The sequence below is a fragment of the Salmonella sp. 5800 genome, from assembly GCF_046558195.1.
In the GTDB taxonomy this organism is placed as follows: Bacteria; Pseudomonadota; Gammaproteobacteria; order Enterobacterales; family Enterobacteriaceae; genus Salmonella; species Salmonella enterica.
In genome coordinates this window covers 765900-779371 of record NZ_JBGDOX010000001.1, presented here as the reverse complement: position 1 = coordinate 779371, position 13472 = coordinate 765900, and the positions used below count along the sequence as shown (strand labels likewise).

At 55.0% G+C, this 13472-nt stretch carries 15 protein-coding genes and 1 riboswitch; of the genes, 4 read left to right on the top strand and 11 right to left on the bottom strand.

The genetic code is table 11. The annotated features are described in order from the left end of the window. The 11 genes from pduM to pduA are packed head-to-tail and all read right to left on the bottom strand — an operon-like array spanning position 1 to position 8086. Entirely contained in the window at positions 1-492 is a 492-nt protein-coding gene (pduM, locus tag ACLJZ5_RS04020; protein WP_001012960.1) for a propanediol utilization microcompartment protein PduM, read from the bottom strand. Next, positions 489-1121 carry a phosphate propanoyltransferase gene (locus tag ACLJZ5_RS04015; protein WP_000356727.1) on the bottom strand — a complete coding sequence of 211 codons (633 nt, stop codon included), beginning with the start codon at positions 1119-1121 and terminating at the stop codon, positions 489-491. The genes pduM and ACLJZ5_RS04015 overlap by 4 nt, the downstream gene beginning before the upstream one ends. Further along, on the bottom strand, positions 1121-1603 hold the full coding sequence (pduK, locus tag ACLJZ5_RS04010; RefSeq protein ID WP_001284386.1) for a propanediol utilization microcompartment protein PduK: 483 nt from the start codon (positions 1601-1603) through the stop codon (positions 1121-1123). Before pduK ends, ACLJZ5_RS04015 begins: the two co-directional genes overlap by 1 nt. A 3-nt stretch (positions 1604-1606) precedes the next feature. Further along, positions 1607-1882 carry a propanediol utilization microcompartment protein PduJ gene (pduJ, locus tag ACLJZ5_RS04005; protein WP_001057755.1) on the bottom strand — a complete coding sequence of 92 codons (276 nt, stop codon included), beginning with the start codon at positions 1880-1882 and terminating at the stop codon, positions 1607-1609. A gap of 18 nt (positions 1883-1900) precedes the next feature. Next, complete coding sequence (pduH, locus tag ACLJZ5_RS04000; protein ID WP_000377969.1) at positions 1901-2251, bottom strand: propanediol dehydratase reactivase beta subunit PduH; 351 nt, start codon at positions 2249-2251, stop codon at positions 1901-1903. After that, on the bottom strand, positions 2241-4073 hold the full coding sequence (gene pduG / locus ACLJZ5_RS03995; protein WP_024798498.1) for a propanediol dehydratase reactivase alpha subunit PduG: 1833 nt from the start codon (positions 4071-4073) through the stop codon (positions 2241-2243). The genes pduH and pduG overlap by 11 nt, the downstream gene beginning before the upstream one ends. Positions 4074-4088: 15 nt before the next feature. Next, complete coding sequence (pduE, locus tag ACLJZ5_RS03990) at positions 4089-4610, bottom strand: propanediol dehydratase small subunit PduE (RefSeq protein WP_001090597.1); 522 nt, start codon at positions 4608-4610, stop codon at positions 4089-4091. A 14-nt stretch (positions 4611-4624) separates the two neighbouring features. Further along, on the bottom strand, positions 4625-5299 hold the full coding sequence (gene pduD, locus ACLJZ5_RS03985; protein ID WP_000405048.1) for a propanediol dehydratase medium subunit PduD: 675 nt from the start codon (positions 5297-5299) through the stop codon (positions 4625-4627). Positions 5300-5309: 10 nt separating this feature from the next. Further along, on the bottom strand, positions 5310-6974 hold the full coding sequence (gene pduC / locus ACLJZ5_RS03980; protein WP_001256896.1) for a propanediol dehydratase large subunit PduC: 1665 nt from the start codon (positions 6972-6974) through the stop codon (positions 5310-5312). 18 nt (positions 6975-6992) lie between these two features. Then, positions 6993-7805, bottom strand: coding sequence for a propanediol utilization microcompartment protein PduB (gene pduB, locus ACLJZ5_RS03975; protein WP_000097492.1), 813 nt, complete (start codon positions 7803-7805; stop codon positions 6993-6995). Beyond that, positions 7802-8086, bottom strand: coding sequence for a propanediol utilization microcompartment protein PduA (pduA, locus tag ACLJZ5_RS03970; RefSeq protein ID WP_001183618.1), 285 nt, complete (start codon positions 8084-8086; stop codon positions 7802-7804). Before pduA ends, pduB begins: the two co-directional genes overlap by 4 nt. A gap of 524 nt (positions 8087-8610) precedes the next feature. On the opposite strand from pduA, the gene pduF reads away from it, so the two are divergent. The 4 genes from pduF to cbiB all read left to right on the top strand — a co-directional run bounded on the left by pduF (position 8611) and on the right by cbiB (position 13466). Next, complete coding sequence (gene pduF, locus ACLJZ5_RS03965; protein WP_001000023.1) at positions 8611-9405, top strand: propanediol diffusion facilitator PduF; 795 nt, start codon at positions 8611-8613, stop codon at positions 9403-9405. Positions 9406-9621: 216 nt separating this feature from the next. Next, positions 9622-10533 carry a transcriptional regulator PocR gene (gene pocR / locus ACLJZ5_RS03960; protein WP_000622326.1) on the top strand — a complete coding sequence of 304 codons (912 nt, stop codon included), beginning with the start codon at positions 9622-9624 and terminating at the stop codon, positions 10531-10533. A gap of 325 nt (positions 10534-10858) precedes the next feature. Further along, a riboswitch (cobalamin riboswitch) is annotated at positions 10859-11034 on the top strand. 96 nt (positions 11035-11130) lie between these two features. Further along, positions 11131-12510: a cobyrinate a,c-diamide synthase gene (locus ACLJZ5_RS03955; RefSeq protein ID WP_024798497.1), complete on the top strand. Its 1380-nt coding sequence runs from the start codon at positions 11131-11133 to the stop codon at positions 12508-12510. Next, positions 12507-13466: an adenosylcobinamide-phosphate synthase CbiB gene (gene cbiB / locus ACLJZ5_RS03950; protein WP_000153644.1), complete on the top strand. Its 960-nt coding sequence runs from the start codon at positions 12507-12509 to the stop codon at positions 13464-13466. The genes ACLJZ5_RS03955 and cbiB overlap by 4 nt, the downstream gene beginning before the upstream one ends. The last annotated feature ends 6 nt before the right edge of the window (positions 13467-13472 follow it).

The window sequence follows — 13472 nt, the reverse complement described above, 5'->3', positions numbered from 1 at the left end:
TTACTCCTGCTTAATTAATTGAATATTCCGCGCATTGGCCGCGTCACGCGCCATGGCGGTCACGATGCATTTGCGGTGGACAACCACACGCCCCCGGCTTAGCAGCGCGACATCGCGATAGCTCAGCACCGAACCCGCATGCAGAACCAGCGGCAGTCCGTGCTCGTCGGTGAATACCAGCGGCAGACGAGCCAGTTTTTTTACCGGGATAACCGGCAGCAGCTGGCTGTGCAGGCTGAGCTGTACGCGGATGCCAAACGCCAGCGCGTCGTGAATTTTCCGGGCGGCGGCATCGTCGGTTTCTGCATCCGCAAGCTGACTCAGCAGCGGCAGGTCGACGAGCAGGATGCGCAGCGACGCGTGCTGACAGAACAGTGCTGGACAGTCGGCATCGCGAAGTTGCGTAACGCTCAGCGTCGCCGTGCTCTGGGCACGGCGATGCAGCCGGGAGACAATCTCCTCGACAATGCGCTGCAGGGTTTCGCCGTTCATCGCGGGCCTACCAGCCGGGCAAAGGCCTGCGGGTTATCGGCACCAGCGGCGTTGGCTTCATCGGTATCAATGTGCATTTCGAGGCGCATGTCCGGTGAAACGCGAATCGCCACGTTGTTGAAAATCAGCCCGCGCTCGTCGCCTTCAATCGCCACTGAAACCCTATCGCCGTGGGAAACCCGCAGGATCAGCGCATCAAGCGGCGACATATGGATATGCCGCTGCGCGACGATAACCCCGGAAGGTAGCTCCAGTTCGGCAAAGGGGCTGACCAGGCGGATGCCCGGCGTCCCCTTCAGGTTGCCGGACATTCTCAGCGGCGCGGCAATCCCCAGCGTTCTCGCATCGGTACGCGAAATTTCCACCTGGCTTACCGAGCGCAGCGGACCGAGCAGGCGCACATTTTTGAGCTGCCCTTTCGGTCCCACCAGGGTGACGGTTTGCTCCGCGGCGTATTGTCCCGGCTGCAGCAGCGCTTTTTTCTCGCTGATGGGATGGCCGGGAAACAGCCGCTCATAATCCTGTGCGGACAGGTGGATATGACGGTTTGAGACGCCCAGCGGGATAGGCCGCAGGCGCATCTCATCAAGAACTTTACTGACCGTTGATTGCAGAAGCTCTTTATCCATTACGCTTCACCTCGCTTACCGGGATGAATGCAAAGCGTGCGAGGTTCGCCCTTCTGGCGAGGACATTTTGGATCCAGACACAGGTTGCAACTGACCAGTTCTGATTCCTGCGGGGCCTCTTCTGCTGGCGCTCCAGAAACGACATCAGCTATCTCTGACTCTTCAGGCTCAGGTTCAATGACGGAGGGTGGGGGTGTCTCTGCGAGCAGGATCCCTTCTCCGGGCCTGGCGATAACCTTGTGGGCCACCAGGCCATTCCGCTGTTCGGCGAAATGCGCACCGGTGGTGATAGCCGCCTGAACGGAGGCCACATCACCGGTAATTTTAATCACCATCCAGCCTGAACCATTGGTCTTTTCGAGGGCGAGCAGCGTGATAGAAGCGGATTTCGCCATGATATCGGCGCAGCTGATAGCCAGTGCCAGACCACAAACTTCAAGTAATCCCAGTGATTGCTTCACGCGGTGCTCCTTATTTGCCATCGATTAGGCTGATTTCGGTAAAATGGCCTCAACATCGCTGTGCGGACGCGGGATAACGTGGCAGGATTTCACTTCACCCACGACGCTTGCCGCCGCGCTGCCTGCATCTACGGCTGCTTTAACCGCGCCGACATCGCCGCGAACCATGACGGTAACCAGGCCAGAACCAATTTTTTCGTAGCCCACCAGCTGTACGTTGGCGGATTTAACCATTGCATCGGCGGCTTCAATGGCGCCGACCAGCCCTTTTGTTTCAACCAGTCCCAGTGCGTTATTCATACTGCCGTTCTCCTGTGATTAAGCATGGAGATCCCGAAAAGGGATCCCTTTGACCAGCCGTGCCGCGTTATTACCGGTGTTGCGTTGGGCCTGACTGTCCTGATGATGCATCAGCGTAAAAAGCGGCGCCGATGCGGGTAAATTCTTGTAATGCACGACCAGCGAGTGTCGATCGCAGGCAATGCCAACCAGCAGCGGCGAGCTGCGCGCCGCCTGCCAGGCGCTGTCAACGACATCTCCAGCCGGGTGATGCTGAAGCAGGAAAGGGATGCCTTCCTCTTCGATACCCAGCAGCACTTCGTGCCAGAGGCTGGCGCAGTCGTTGATAACGGTAATGACGATAGCCGGGGCGCTGTGATTACTGTCCATGTGCAAACTCCTTGTGCCAGGAGAGAATCAGGCCGGTGGCCACCGCGTTTCTTGGGCCTTCGCTGCCGCGAATATTTCCCCGCCCTGCGACCAGGCGGTAGTGCGCCAGCGCATCGGTGACCAGCTGCGGAACTTCGAAATCCAGCGACGAGCCGCCGACCAGCACCACGAACGGAATATCGCGAATGTTGCCGGTTGGACTGACCTGACGCAGCGCGCGCAGGGCGTTGGTGACAAAGACGCGTTCTTTAGCGCTGCGGCGAATAGCACGCACTTTTTCCAGCGCTAAGTCGCCGGGAAGCGGCACCAGTTCGTCCGGTTTCACCACGCAGACGCGGGCGAACACGGCGGGAGGCAGCGGCGTCGGGAAGAACTGGACGCTGCCGTCCTCGTGGCGTAAGTGGAACAGGCTTTCGACCTTAGCCAGCGGGTATTTTTTGATCTCTTCCGCCAGATAGCGGTCTTCCAGCCCCAGCTCGCGGGCAATGATCATCGTCACCATGTCGCCTGCCCCGGCGAGATGGGTGGCGATGATTTCGCCTTTAGGGTTAATGATGGAGGCATCGGTGGAGCCCGCGCCGAGGTCAAGGATCGCCAACGGTCGGGTGGTACCCGGCGTGGTCAGCGCGCCGAGAATGGCGGCTTCAGCCTCAGCGCCGCCGATCTGCACGTCGATATTAAGCTTCTGCTCAATTTCACGGGCAATCATCGCCATCTGCAGGCGGTCTGATTTCACCATCGAGGCGATGCCGACGGCCTGCTCCAGCGAGAACTCCCCGGCCAGACCGCCGGTGACGCTCACCGGAACCGAGGTGTCAACGGCCAGTAGATCCTGAATGAAAATCTCACTGCTCGGCTTGTTGGTCAGTTCGGCCATGGTCTGGCGCACGTGCTCCAGCATGCCGCCGATATTGGTCCCGGCCTCGCCGGTGACGTTGTCGAGCTTACCGCTGCCGTCCACTGCTTTCATGATGGCTTCGGCACCGGCGGCGACATCCACGCGCACGGTTCGGCCCTGCGCCTGCAGTTCCAGGTTACCGGCGGGTATTGCGCGCGCTTTGACGTCGCCGGATGGCGTTTTAACCACCACGGCGGAACGGTTGCCGATCAGCGCGCGCGCCATCGGGACGATGTTTTTCGTCTCATCGGCGTTGAGATTAAATACGGTGGCGATGCCGTAAGGGTTAGAGAGGGTTTCGATAACCTTTCCCGGCACGGCGACTTCAATCGCCGCCAGCATCCCCAGCGGAATGCGGTCGATGTACAGAACTTCATCGACAATCGGTAGCGATTTTTCCAGCCGGTTGCTGACCAGTACGCCATCGTCGCGCTGCAAAATGACGCCGGTAATCTGGTATCCGGCGCGCATTGAGGCGTTGATAACATTGGCGATATCGGCAAAATCAAAGGCTGACGATACCACCAGAATATAGGACGAGTCCGCCGGGCGGGTTAACAGCTCCTCCGGCGTAATCGTGATACCCACACCAAGGCCTACTCCGCCCGGCGTTTTTGGGTTATGGCCAATCATTGTCGATTCGGTGATGATGGTTTCGGTAATGGTTTCCATCGCCACATCGCCAATCACCGGCGTGGCTTCGTTAATGCGGATGAGCGAAATATCGCTGACATTGATCCCCGCGCGCTTTGCGACGAGGGCGAGCGCTTCCTGAATGCCGAACACGTTACGCAACGTGCCTTTGATCCCGGTGGTTTCCGCCAGCGCGCTGTGGGTGATTGTCAGCGCGCCAGCCTCATTCAGAGTCGCCAGGGCGACTTCCGTTGATGAGTTGCCGATATCAATGCCAGCTATATATCGCATCACATACCCCTGTAATTAATCGTCGCCTTTGAGTTTTTTACGCTCAACGTACAGCCCTGCCGCTTCACGAACGAAAGCTGCGCAAATCTTTGCCTGATAACGATTTTCGAGATCATCGGCGATAGCGAGCAGCTCTTCTTTCGTTGAACGATACGGACGAAGGGCGTTGTAGATTTCAAGAATGCGATCGTCCGGTACCGCGGTCAGTTCGGCGGCGCGTTCGAAGTTCATCGCCAGCCGGTCGCGGCCCGCGTCCTTGGCGATAGACGCCTGTAAGCGCAGGGTTTCCGGGGTAATACGCATATCCTGAGCGGTGACTTTATTGCTCAGCACGTTTTCTAGCGTAAAGTCGTCCAGCGTTTTATTGGTGGCGGTTTTCACCCATTCCGGGTGCTTGTTCGCCAGCGGGTAGTCGCTGACCTTTGCGCTGCGGGACGTGCCGCCTGCCGCAGGAGCCGCTGCTGGCGCATCGCCCTGCAGGCTGTTCATGCGGCTCAATACGTCCCGGACCATCGATTCAATTGCGTCGGTATTCATGGAGTTATCCTTTATCAAAGCGCCACGCGCAGTTCCTGCGGGTTTTTGCCCGTCACGACGTACTTGGTCTCTTTAATGTGCAAAATGGCCGACTTTGCCTGGTACTTCGGGCGTGCCATCTGGTCATTGAGCGTAGGGACCGGCTGCGGTGATTCGCGTTTCGCATAACGGGCGGCGTTTTTACCAATCTGACGGTAGGTTTCCAGCGTCAGCAGCGGTGCCTGCGGGAACAGCTCCAGGTTGGAGAGCGGCGGTAGCCCCTGCTGGTGGATAACCGTAGTACCTTTCGACTGGATGCCGATGGAGATGCCGGATCCGCTCAGGCGGTTACCTTCAACGGCGACGAACGCCACGTCGGAAGATTTAAAGCAGCGAATCACGCGCGCCTTGATGCCTTCTTCTTCAATACCGGCAATGACTTCGCGCAGAATGCTCTTATGCGGTAAGCCCACGATATTGACGGTTTGCGCCAGGCCAAATGCCGGGCCGACGGCGATAATGACTTCGTCCTGCTGAGTACCCTGGCGCGCTTCGCCCACTTCGGTCAGAAAGCCGTCGCCCGCAGGCGCAGCGGTCTGTGGTGCTGTGGATGCCGCAGGCGCATTAAACGAGACGGGTTTATCGCTGCCCTTCATATCGCGGAGCACGTCTTCAATTATCTGGCGCAGCAATTTTTCATTAATTTCCATTTCTCACCCCTTAATCAATCTCGTTGGGATCAAGAGCGCCAGGGATGTTTTTAATCTCTTCCCAGCGTTCTCCCTGCAGGCGATAACCTGTTGCCGGACCGGCATAGTCATTGACGTCATTAACCGCAGAGAGCACTTGTCCGTCGCCGACGATAATGGCGGAGGTGTGCAAATAGTCGCCGGTTAGCTTGGCTTTCTGGATGTTGAGCATGTCCTGGGCCACGTCGGTAAACCCGCCCTGCGCCAGCGCTTTCACAACTTCCAGACCGTTGCGGTTTTTATTGATGATTTCCTGGGCGAACTTGATGTCTTCGACGATGTTGCGCTCCGGCATATCTTTCGAACCGTGGGCATAGGTCGCGGCTTCAACTTCTTCATCGGTAATCGGCGGCAGTCCCATTCCGGCAAACACGGCCTGTAGCGCGCGGGCGGCTTTGTTACGGATGGCGATAACGTCCTCTTCACGAACCGGGCGCAGACCGCCGTCCACTTTCAGGTCGCGCTGGATAACGTTGTAGTCGTCAAAGTCTTCCGCATCTTCGTTGGAACCGGCGAACATGTTGTCGTAGTTCGGCACCGCGGAATAACCAGAGGAGATAAAGTCGGTACCCGGCAGGAACTGCATCAGCAGGCGCGCGGTACGACGCATATCGGAGTGGGTGAAGGTCTGGTCGTTACTGGAGGCGCATTCCAGATCCAGCGAAGAGCAGATCAGGTTTTCCGCCAGCACGGCACGAATGCCTGACGGCACGGCAGACGGTACGCCGATGCAGCTTACGGAGCCGTTTTGCAGCCCCTGAACGCCAGCCGCTTTGGTGATATAGATGCAGCGCGCTTCCAGATACAGCATGGATTTGCCTTCGGCGTAGCCCATCTGCACTTCTGAGCCGGAGCCGGAGGTGAAGCGCATTTTCAGGCCGCGAGAGGCGTAGGAAGAGGCTAAGAAGCCTTTCGACCATGGCGTATCGTCACCGTCGGTGAAGACCGGCTCGGTGCCGTAAACGGAAATGGTTTCGGCGTAGCAGGTGTGGCCCAGCATGCCGAGCTTCAGCTCGGTGGCTTCTTCCAGTGAGCACTGCGTCAGTACGCCCGGACGACCAACCTGAGAGCCGACCAACAGCGCGATGGCGTTGAACGGCGCGTAGCGTGCTACCGCAACCGTGGTTTCTTGTTCGTCAAACCCGCGCCATGCGCCTTCGGCGGCGTCGGCGGCGATTTGCACCGGGTTGTCTTTAACGTTGGTGACGTGCGCCTGCTGAGATGGCGTGCGGCGGGCGCGCATTTTCTGCATCGCCATCATCATCTCAACCACGTTCATATGCGAAACCACTTCAACAATTTTCGCTGGGGTCATCGCGGTGGTTAGCGGGACGATTTCGCTGCGCTTGACGTTCGGATCGCAGAGCATGTTAGCCAGCTTGACCGAATCCATCGCCATCACTTCTTCGGCGCGGTTCAGGTTGATGCCGTAGCGGGCGATAAAGTGGTCGATCAGGTCGAATTCGCTAACCGGTTTTCCGTCCAGCTCGGTTACCGCGCCGTTAACGATTTTTATCGACGGTTTCGGGTCGTTCGGGCTTTCCATTGCGATAAAGCCTTCTTCGATCCACTCCTTAACAAAGCCGTCCTGATTCACAGGGCGTTTCGCCAGTGCTTCAAATCTTTTCGATCTCATGAATCAGCCTCGTGGGTATCAGATGTAGGACGGGCGATCGTTTTTCGGTTCAGAACCGAGGGTCGCAAGGACGGTTTTGCCAATTTCGCGGGCGGAGGTCACCGCCTGACGAACCGCGCCGGAGTCGCCGGAAATCACCAGAATGGCTTCGTTACTAAAGCTGGTGCCGTGCGCCGGCGAGCTGTACGCCACGACTTCAACGTTGGCTGACTTCAGGGCGGTATCGGCCATCAGTACGCCGACGGAAGCCGGAGCGCCGACGATGACGCCGCAGGCACGGCCAATCGGCGCGCCGAACGCTTTTTCCAGGGCGTAGCTGGCGCGAGCGGTGTACTGCAGCTCGATATGCCCGGCTTCGTTGCCGTAAACATCGCCGAAGGTGCGGTCCAGCTCTTTCAGCGCGACTTCGATACCGCGCTTGACGTCGGACACGTCGTTACCGCCTAAAATAATCAGCGAACCGTGGCCCGCGCCGCCTTTGGTATCGCGCGGCAGCTCAATGCTGACCACTTCGGTGTTGGTGGCTTTCACCGCTTCGTCCGCCGCCATAATGTGCGGGCCTGCGCCGGTGCGAGCGCCGAGAATACCGATGGAACGATAGCGCTTCTCAAGCTTCATCGCGTCCAGCAGGGCGGCATCGACGTTGGCGATAACCAGGCCCAGGGTATCGCCAATGGCGGTCCCGACAAATTCCGTTAAACTGCAGCTTTTTTCTGCCATAGCCGTCTCTCGTATAGGTTGGGGTTGACCAGGGATGGCCTGTTGTTCCGGCGTTGCCACACGGGCAATCACCTGCGCCATGATCTGTTCCACCAGCTCATTGCTGCTCATTGGCTAATTCCCTTCGGTAAGATTTTTTCTACATCGGTGTGAGGGCGTGGGATGACGTGTACGGCTTTCACTTCACCCACGTTGCGTGCGGCTGCGGCACCTGCATCGGTGGCCGCTTTGACCGCGCCAACATCGCCGCGCACGATGACGGTTACCAGCCCGGAGCCAATCTTTTCATAGCCCACTAACATCACATTGGCTGACTTAACCATTGCATCAGCGGCCTCTATGGCTGCGGTTAAGCCTTTGGTTTCTACCATTCCTAGTGCTTCTTGTTGCATAAAGACCTCGCATGGAGTGTTCCGATAGTTGGGACTATAAGAAGATGCGAGGAAAAAGAATGGCTGACTTGCTGTTGAGCATCAGAAAATAATGGGAAAGCAATATGACTAAATTGCCTTTTATTTTTATAACTCATTGATAATCAATATTTAATTTATTATTGTCTATATGATTATTTTGTTTTTATTATTTCATTTTTACATTTTTGTTAGTGACGAGAGTATTTTTATTTGATATGGCGAAAGACGCAAAATGTGATGTTTATTCGAAATTGATAAGTTGGCTTGTGCAATATTTTATTATTTCAACAGGCGTATTTTATAGCTCAAATTTCCCGTGTGATGGGCTGATAAAAATATCGGAAAAGCAAAATTTTGCTATCGCAACACGATTTTTCCGGAAGGCAGGCCCGCAGGTTGCCAACAATTTACAGGCGGCACTTTTTATAGTGAGGTTAGCTGTACTCTACCGCCAGCCGAAACTTGCGCTGGCCAGGACACGAACTTTGCTCAGAAGGTGTCACATGAATGATTCTCTAAAGGCGCAATGTGGTGCGGAATTTTTAGGCACCGGACTCTTTTTGTTTTTTGGTATCGGTTGTTTGAGCGCGCTCAAAGTCGCAGGCGCCAGCCTCGGATTATGGGAGATTTGCATTATTTGGGGGCTTGGGATTTCACTGGCCGTTTACCTTACGGCCGGCATCTCCGGCGGACATCTTAACCCTGCGGTGACGATTGCGCTGTGGCTGTTTGCCTGCTTCCCCAAACAGAAAGTATTGCCTTATATTATTGCCCAGTTTGCCGGCGCTTTTGGCGGCGCTCTGCTGGCGTATGTGCTTTATAGTAGCCTTTTTACTGAATTTGAGACTGCGCATCATATGGTGCGCGGTAGCGTCGAAAGTTTGCAATTAGCCAGCATTTTCAGTACCTATCCGGCCGCAGCGCTAAATGTATGGCAGGCTGCGTTGGTGGAAGTGGTCATTACGTCGATTCTGATGGGCATGATCATGGCATTGACGGATGATGGCAATGGCATTCCTAAAGGGCCGCTTGCGCCTTTGCTTATTGGGATATTGGTTGCCGTTATCGGCGCGTCTACTGGACCCCTTACCGGTTTTGCAATGAACCCGGCGCGTGATTTCGGTCCCAAACTGTTCACATGGTTAGCGGGGTGGGGGAACATGGCGATGAGCGGTGGGCGAGAGATCCCTTATTTTATCGTGCCGATTGTCGCGCCTGTTATCGGCGCCTGTGCCGGAGCAGCCATATATCGCTATTTTATTGGTAAGAATTTACCTTGTAACCGCTGTGAACTGTAAGAAAATGCGAACCAGATTCACAGCAATGATGTATCGTAAAAACAGGTGAGATAATTTCGTGATCTGCTTTCACGAACTGATCAAAACGTCTCCCAGCAATGGGAGACTTTTGATATTGTCATTGTACTTTTTATCAGGGCCAGGATAATGCTAATAAAAAGTGAATGTAAATAATGTGTTTTGTTTATAACAATAAATTAACTGAGGGGTTTTATCATGATTTCTGCGAGCGCTCTGAACTCAGAACTCATTAATAAAATCGCACAGGATTTTGCACAAGCCACCGGTCTGGCGGTTGTGGTTGTCAATATTCATGGTGATGAAATATCTGAGCTATTCAATTTCACGCCGTTTTGTCAGTTGATGCGGCAGCATCCCCAGCATAGTACACGTTGTCGTATGAGCGATCGCTGCGGGGGACTGGAGGCATCGAAGTCCGATCAACCCTGTATTTATCGTTGTCATGCCGGTCTAACGGATTTTTCTATTCCGCTGGTAATCGCAGGGCATTTAGTTGGCTTTGTTTTATGCGGGCAGGTTCGTTTAAGTAATGACGTGGAGCTGGTAAACATTCTTAATGTCGACGATCGCTGGCAGGCTGACCCTGAGCTCTTGAATGAATTTCGGAATGTGCCAGAGATGGACTATTCACGCGTTATCGCTTCCGCCGATCTTCTTAAACTGATTGTTGAGAATTGCCTGAAAAAACAGCTCAATTTCGTGGTTATCAAAGACAATCCGCAGCAATCGGAGGCAAATAAAACCACTCGTGGTCCCACTCCGCATGACAGTAAAATGAAAAAAGCGCTTCGCTATATTGATGCGCATTTGTCCGACGATCTTCGTCTTGAGGATGTCGCCTCACATGTCTATCTCAGCCCCTATTACTTCAGTAAACTATTCAAGAAATATCAGGGAATCGGATTTAATGCGTGGGTAAACCGCCAGAGAATGGTTAGCGCCAGAGAATTGCTTTGCCATAGTGACTGGAGTATTGCCAGTATTGCGCGTAATTTAGGCTTTTCGCAAACCAGCTATTTTTGCAAAGTCTTCCGCCAGACCTATCAGGTTACGCCGCAGGCTTATCGCCAGCAGATAAATGAGAATTCTCATCCTCCATCGTTATGAATAGCAATATTTTGCTATTGCCGATTTTTGATAGTCTTTTGTATCTTAATCATTTCAGAAAGAAAATTTATCTGGTGTAACAATAAATTGTCATAGCGCAACAAAATAATAAAATTTAGGGCATAAACTGCACCAGTTTTTATTTTTGTGATGAAGTACAGTGTCAGGAAAGATAAGTTTTATTACGCTTTGTCGATACGTTTTATCGTCAATATACCGGTAAGGATGAGTAGATTAACGTCAGATGAGCAACCGCTCAGGCTATTGCTCACAGAAATGTAAAACGTAGCACATTATTAATTGCCGTTATGGGTGTGCCGTACAGCCATAACGTAAACCAACAGGTTTGCCACATTTGTGGTAGGGAAGGGGGTGAAAATCCCCCGCAGCCCCCGCTGCTGTGATGCTGACGACCCCGTAAAGACCACTGATCGCAAGATTGGGAAGGACGGGCGAGGAGGACGCTAAGCCAGAAGACCTGCCTGTCGGTGATAACCAACAACTTCGGTGGGAAGTGGGTTGCGAAGACGCGTACAGTCGAAAGACTGAACATGCGCGTACCTGTATACCCCTACCACCCTGAACAGGATCAGGGTAATGGCGGCAAGGCATCACGCATTTATTCTTGCAGGCACAGGAAGCGGTTGCGGCAAAACCACGGTGACGCTTGGTTTGTTGAGGCTGCTGCAAAAACGCGCGCTGCGCGTACAGCCGTTTAAAGTTGGGCCAGATTACCTTGATACCGGCTGGCATACCGCTATCTGTGGCGTGGCGTCCCGTAATCTTGACAGTTTCATGCTTCCTCCTCCTGTTCTCAACGCCTTATTTTGCGAACAAATGCGGCAGGCGGATATCGCTGTCATTGAAGGCGTCATGGGGCTGTATGACGGCTATGGCGTCGACCCCAATTACTGCAGCACAGCCGCGATGGCCAAACAGCTTGGTTGCCCGGTCATCCTACTGGTGGACGGCAAGGCTGTTTCAACGTCGCTTGCGGCTACCGTTATGGGATTTCAGCACTTCGACCCGACCCTCAACCTCGCGGGCGTGATTGTGAATCGCGTCACTAGCGACGCCCACTATCAGCTCCTCAAAAATGCCATTGAACATTATTGCTCACTGCCGGTACTGGGGTATGTCCCTCCTTGCGACGGCGTCGCATTACCTGAACGCCACCTGGGGTTGATTACCGCCAGAGAATCCCTCGTCAATCAGCAATCATGGCATGATTTTGCCGCCATGCTGGAACAAACAGTGGATGTGGATGCGCTACTCTCGCTGAGCGTGTTATCAGCGCTTCCGGCGGGAATGTGGCCTGAGCGCCCCGATAACACAGCGGGGGCAGGGCTGACGCTTGCTCTGGCGGATGATGAGGCCTTTAACTTTTATTACCCCGATAACATCGATTTGCTGGAGCGTGCCGGCGTTAACATTGTGCGTTTTAGCCCACTGCATGACAGCGCATTGCCTGATTGCCAGATGATCTGGCTGGGCGGTGGATATCCTGAATTATACGCCGCAGAGCTGGCGGCAAATACGGCGATGTTAAAACATTTGCGGGCGGCGCATCAGCGCGGCGTGGCGATTTACGCGGAGTGTGGCGGTCTGATGTATTTGGGGAGCACTCTGGAGGATAGCGGCGGGGAAATTCATCAGATGGCGAATATTATCCCCGGTCACAGCAAAATGGGTAAGCGACTTACCCGCTTTGGTTACTGTGAGGCGCAGGCTATGCAGCCAACGCTATTGGCGGTGCTTGGCGAGATAGTGCGCGGCCATGAATTTCACTACTCAGATTTTATTCCCGAAACACCCGCCGTTATGGCCTGTCGTAAGGTTCGCGATGGCCGCGTGTTACAGGAATGGACTGGCGGCTGGCAGACAGGCAACACGTTTGCCAGCTATCTGCACGTCCATTTCGCCCAGCGTCCGGAAATGTTGCAGCACTGGCTGGCGGCGGCGAGGCGCGTATTATGACGATTCTTGCCTGGTGTATCGCCTGGGTGCTGGATTTTATCATCGGCGACCCTCAACACTGGCCCCATCCGGTACGCTGGATAGGTCGTTTAATCACGTTTGTGCAGCGTATTGTGCGTCGCTATTGTCCCGGCGATAAAGCGCTGCGGATTGGCGGCGGCGTAATGTGGGTTGTGGTTGTCGGGGCGACCTGGGGCGTGGCATGGGGCGTACTGGCGCTGGCGCAGCGGATTCACCCCTGGTTTGGCTGGATCGTTGAAGTCTGGATGATCTTTACCACGCTGGCCGGACGCTCTCTGGCCCGCGCCGCGCAGGAGGTTGAACGACCGTTGCGGGAGAACGACCTTGCGGAAAGCCGAATAAAACTCTCCTGGATCGTCGGGCGCGATACGTCGCAACTTCAGCCAGCGCAGATCAATCGCGCCGTGGTGGAAACGGTTGCAGAAAACACCGTTGACGGCATTATCGCGCCGCTCTTTTTCCTCTTTCTCGGCGGCGCGCCGCTGGCGATGGCCTACAAAGCCGTCAATACCCTGGATTCAATGGTGGGCTACAAACATGAAAAATACCGGGCGATTGGTATGGTCAGCGCCCGTATGGACGACGTAGCGAACTATCTTCCTGCCCGACTGAGCTGGCTGTTGCTGGGCATTGCGGCAGGACTGTGTCGCCTGAGTGGTTGGCGGGCGCTGCGTATTGGCTGGCGTGACCGTTATAACCACAGTAGCCCAAATTGCGCCTGGTCGGAAGCGTGTGTGGCCGGCGCCTTAGGAATCCAGCTCGGCGGCCCAAATAACTACTTTGGCGAGCGTGTGGACAAGCCCTGGATAGGCGACGCGCAGCGCGATATTTCTGTGGACGATATTTCCCGAACGATTCGATTGATGTGGGTCGCTTCAACCCTGGCGCTGGCGCTGTTTATTGCGGCGCGGTGCGGGTTATCTGGCGTGGCCTGAGGACGA

Excerpts from the sequence above, each read along its gene's own strand:
- pduB (WP_000097492.1), bottom strand. The coding sequence starts at position 7,805 with ATGAGCAGCAATGAGCTGGTGGAACAGATCATGGCGCAGGTGATTGCC.
- pduF (WP_001000023.1), top strand. The coding sequence starts at position 8,611 with ATGAATGATTCTCTAAAGGCGCAATGTGGTGCGGAATTTTTAGGCACC.
- pduK (WP_001284386.1), bottom strand. The coding sequence starts at position 1,603 with ATGGCAAATAAGGAGCACCGCGTGAAGCAATCACTGGGATTACTTGAA.
- pocR (WP_000622326.1), top strand. The coding sequence starts at position 9,622 with ATGATTTCTGCGAGCGCTCTGAACTCAGAACTCATTAATAAAATCGCA.
- pduJ (WP_001057755.1), bottom strand. The coding sequence starts at position 1,882 with ATGAATAACGCACTGGGACTGGTTGAAACAAAAGGGCTGGTCGGCGCC.
- pduD (WP_000405048.1), bottom strand. The coding sequence starts at position 5,299 with ATGGAAATTAATGAAAAATTGCTGCGCCAGATAATTGAAGACGTGCTC.
- ACLJZ5_RS03955 (WP_024798497.1), top strand. The coding sequence starts at position 11,131 with ATGGCGGCAAGGCATCACGCATTTATTCTTGCAGGCACAGGAAGCGGT.
- pduH (WP_000377969.1), bottom strand. The coding sequence starts at position 2,251 with ATGGACAGTAATCACAGCGCCCCGGCTATCGTCATTACCGTTATCAAC.
- pduM (WP_001012960.1), bottom strand. The coding sequence starts at position 492 with ATGAACGGCGAAACCCTGCAGCGCATTGTCGAGGAGATTGTCTCCCGG.
- pduG (WP_024798498.1), bottom strand. The coding sequence starts at position 4,073 with ATGCGATATATAGCTGGCATTGATATCGGCAACTCATCAACGGAAGTC.
- pduA (WP_001183618.1), bottom strand. The coding sequence starts at position 8,086 with ATGCAACAAGAAGCACTAGGAATGGTAGAAACCAAAGGCTTAACCGCA.
- pduE (WP_001090597.1), bottom strand. The coding sequence starts at position 4,610 with ATGAATACCGACGCAATTGAATCGATGGTCCGGGACGTATTGAGCCGC.
- pduC (WP_001256896.1), bottom strand. The coding sequence starts at position 6,974 with ATGAGATCGAAAAGATTTGAAGCACTGGCGAAACGCCCTGTGAATCAG.
- ACLJZ5_RS04015 (WP_000356727.1), bottom strand. The coding sequence starts at position 1,121 with ATGGATAAAGAGCTTCTGCAATCAACGGTCAGTAAAGTTCTTGATGAG.
- cbiB (WP_000153644.1), top strand. The coding sequence starts at position 12,507 with ATGACGATTCTTGCCTGGTGTATCGCCTGGGTGCTGGATTTTATCATC.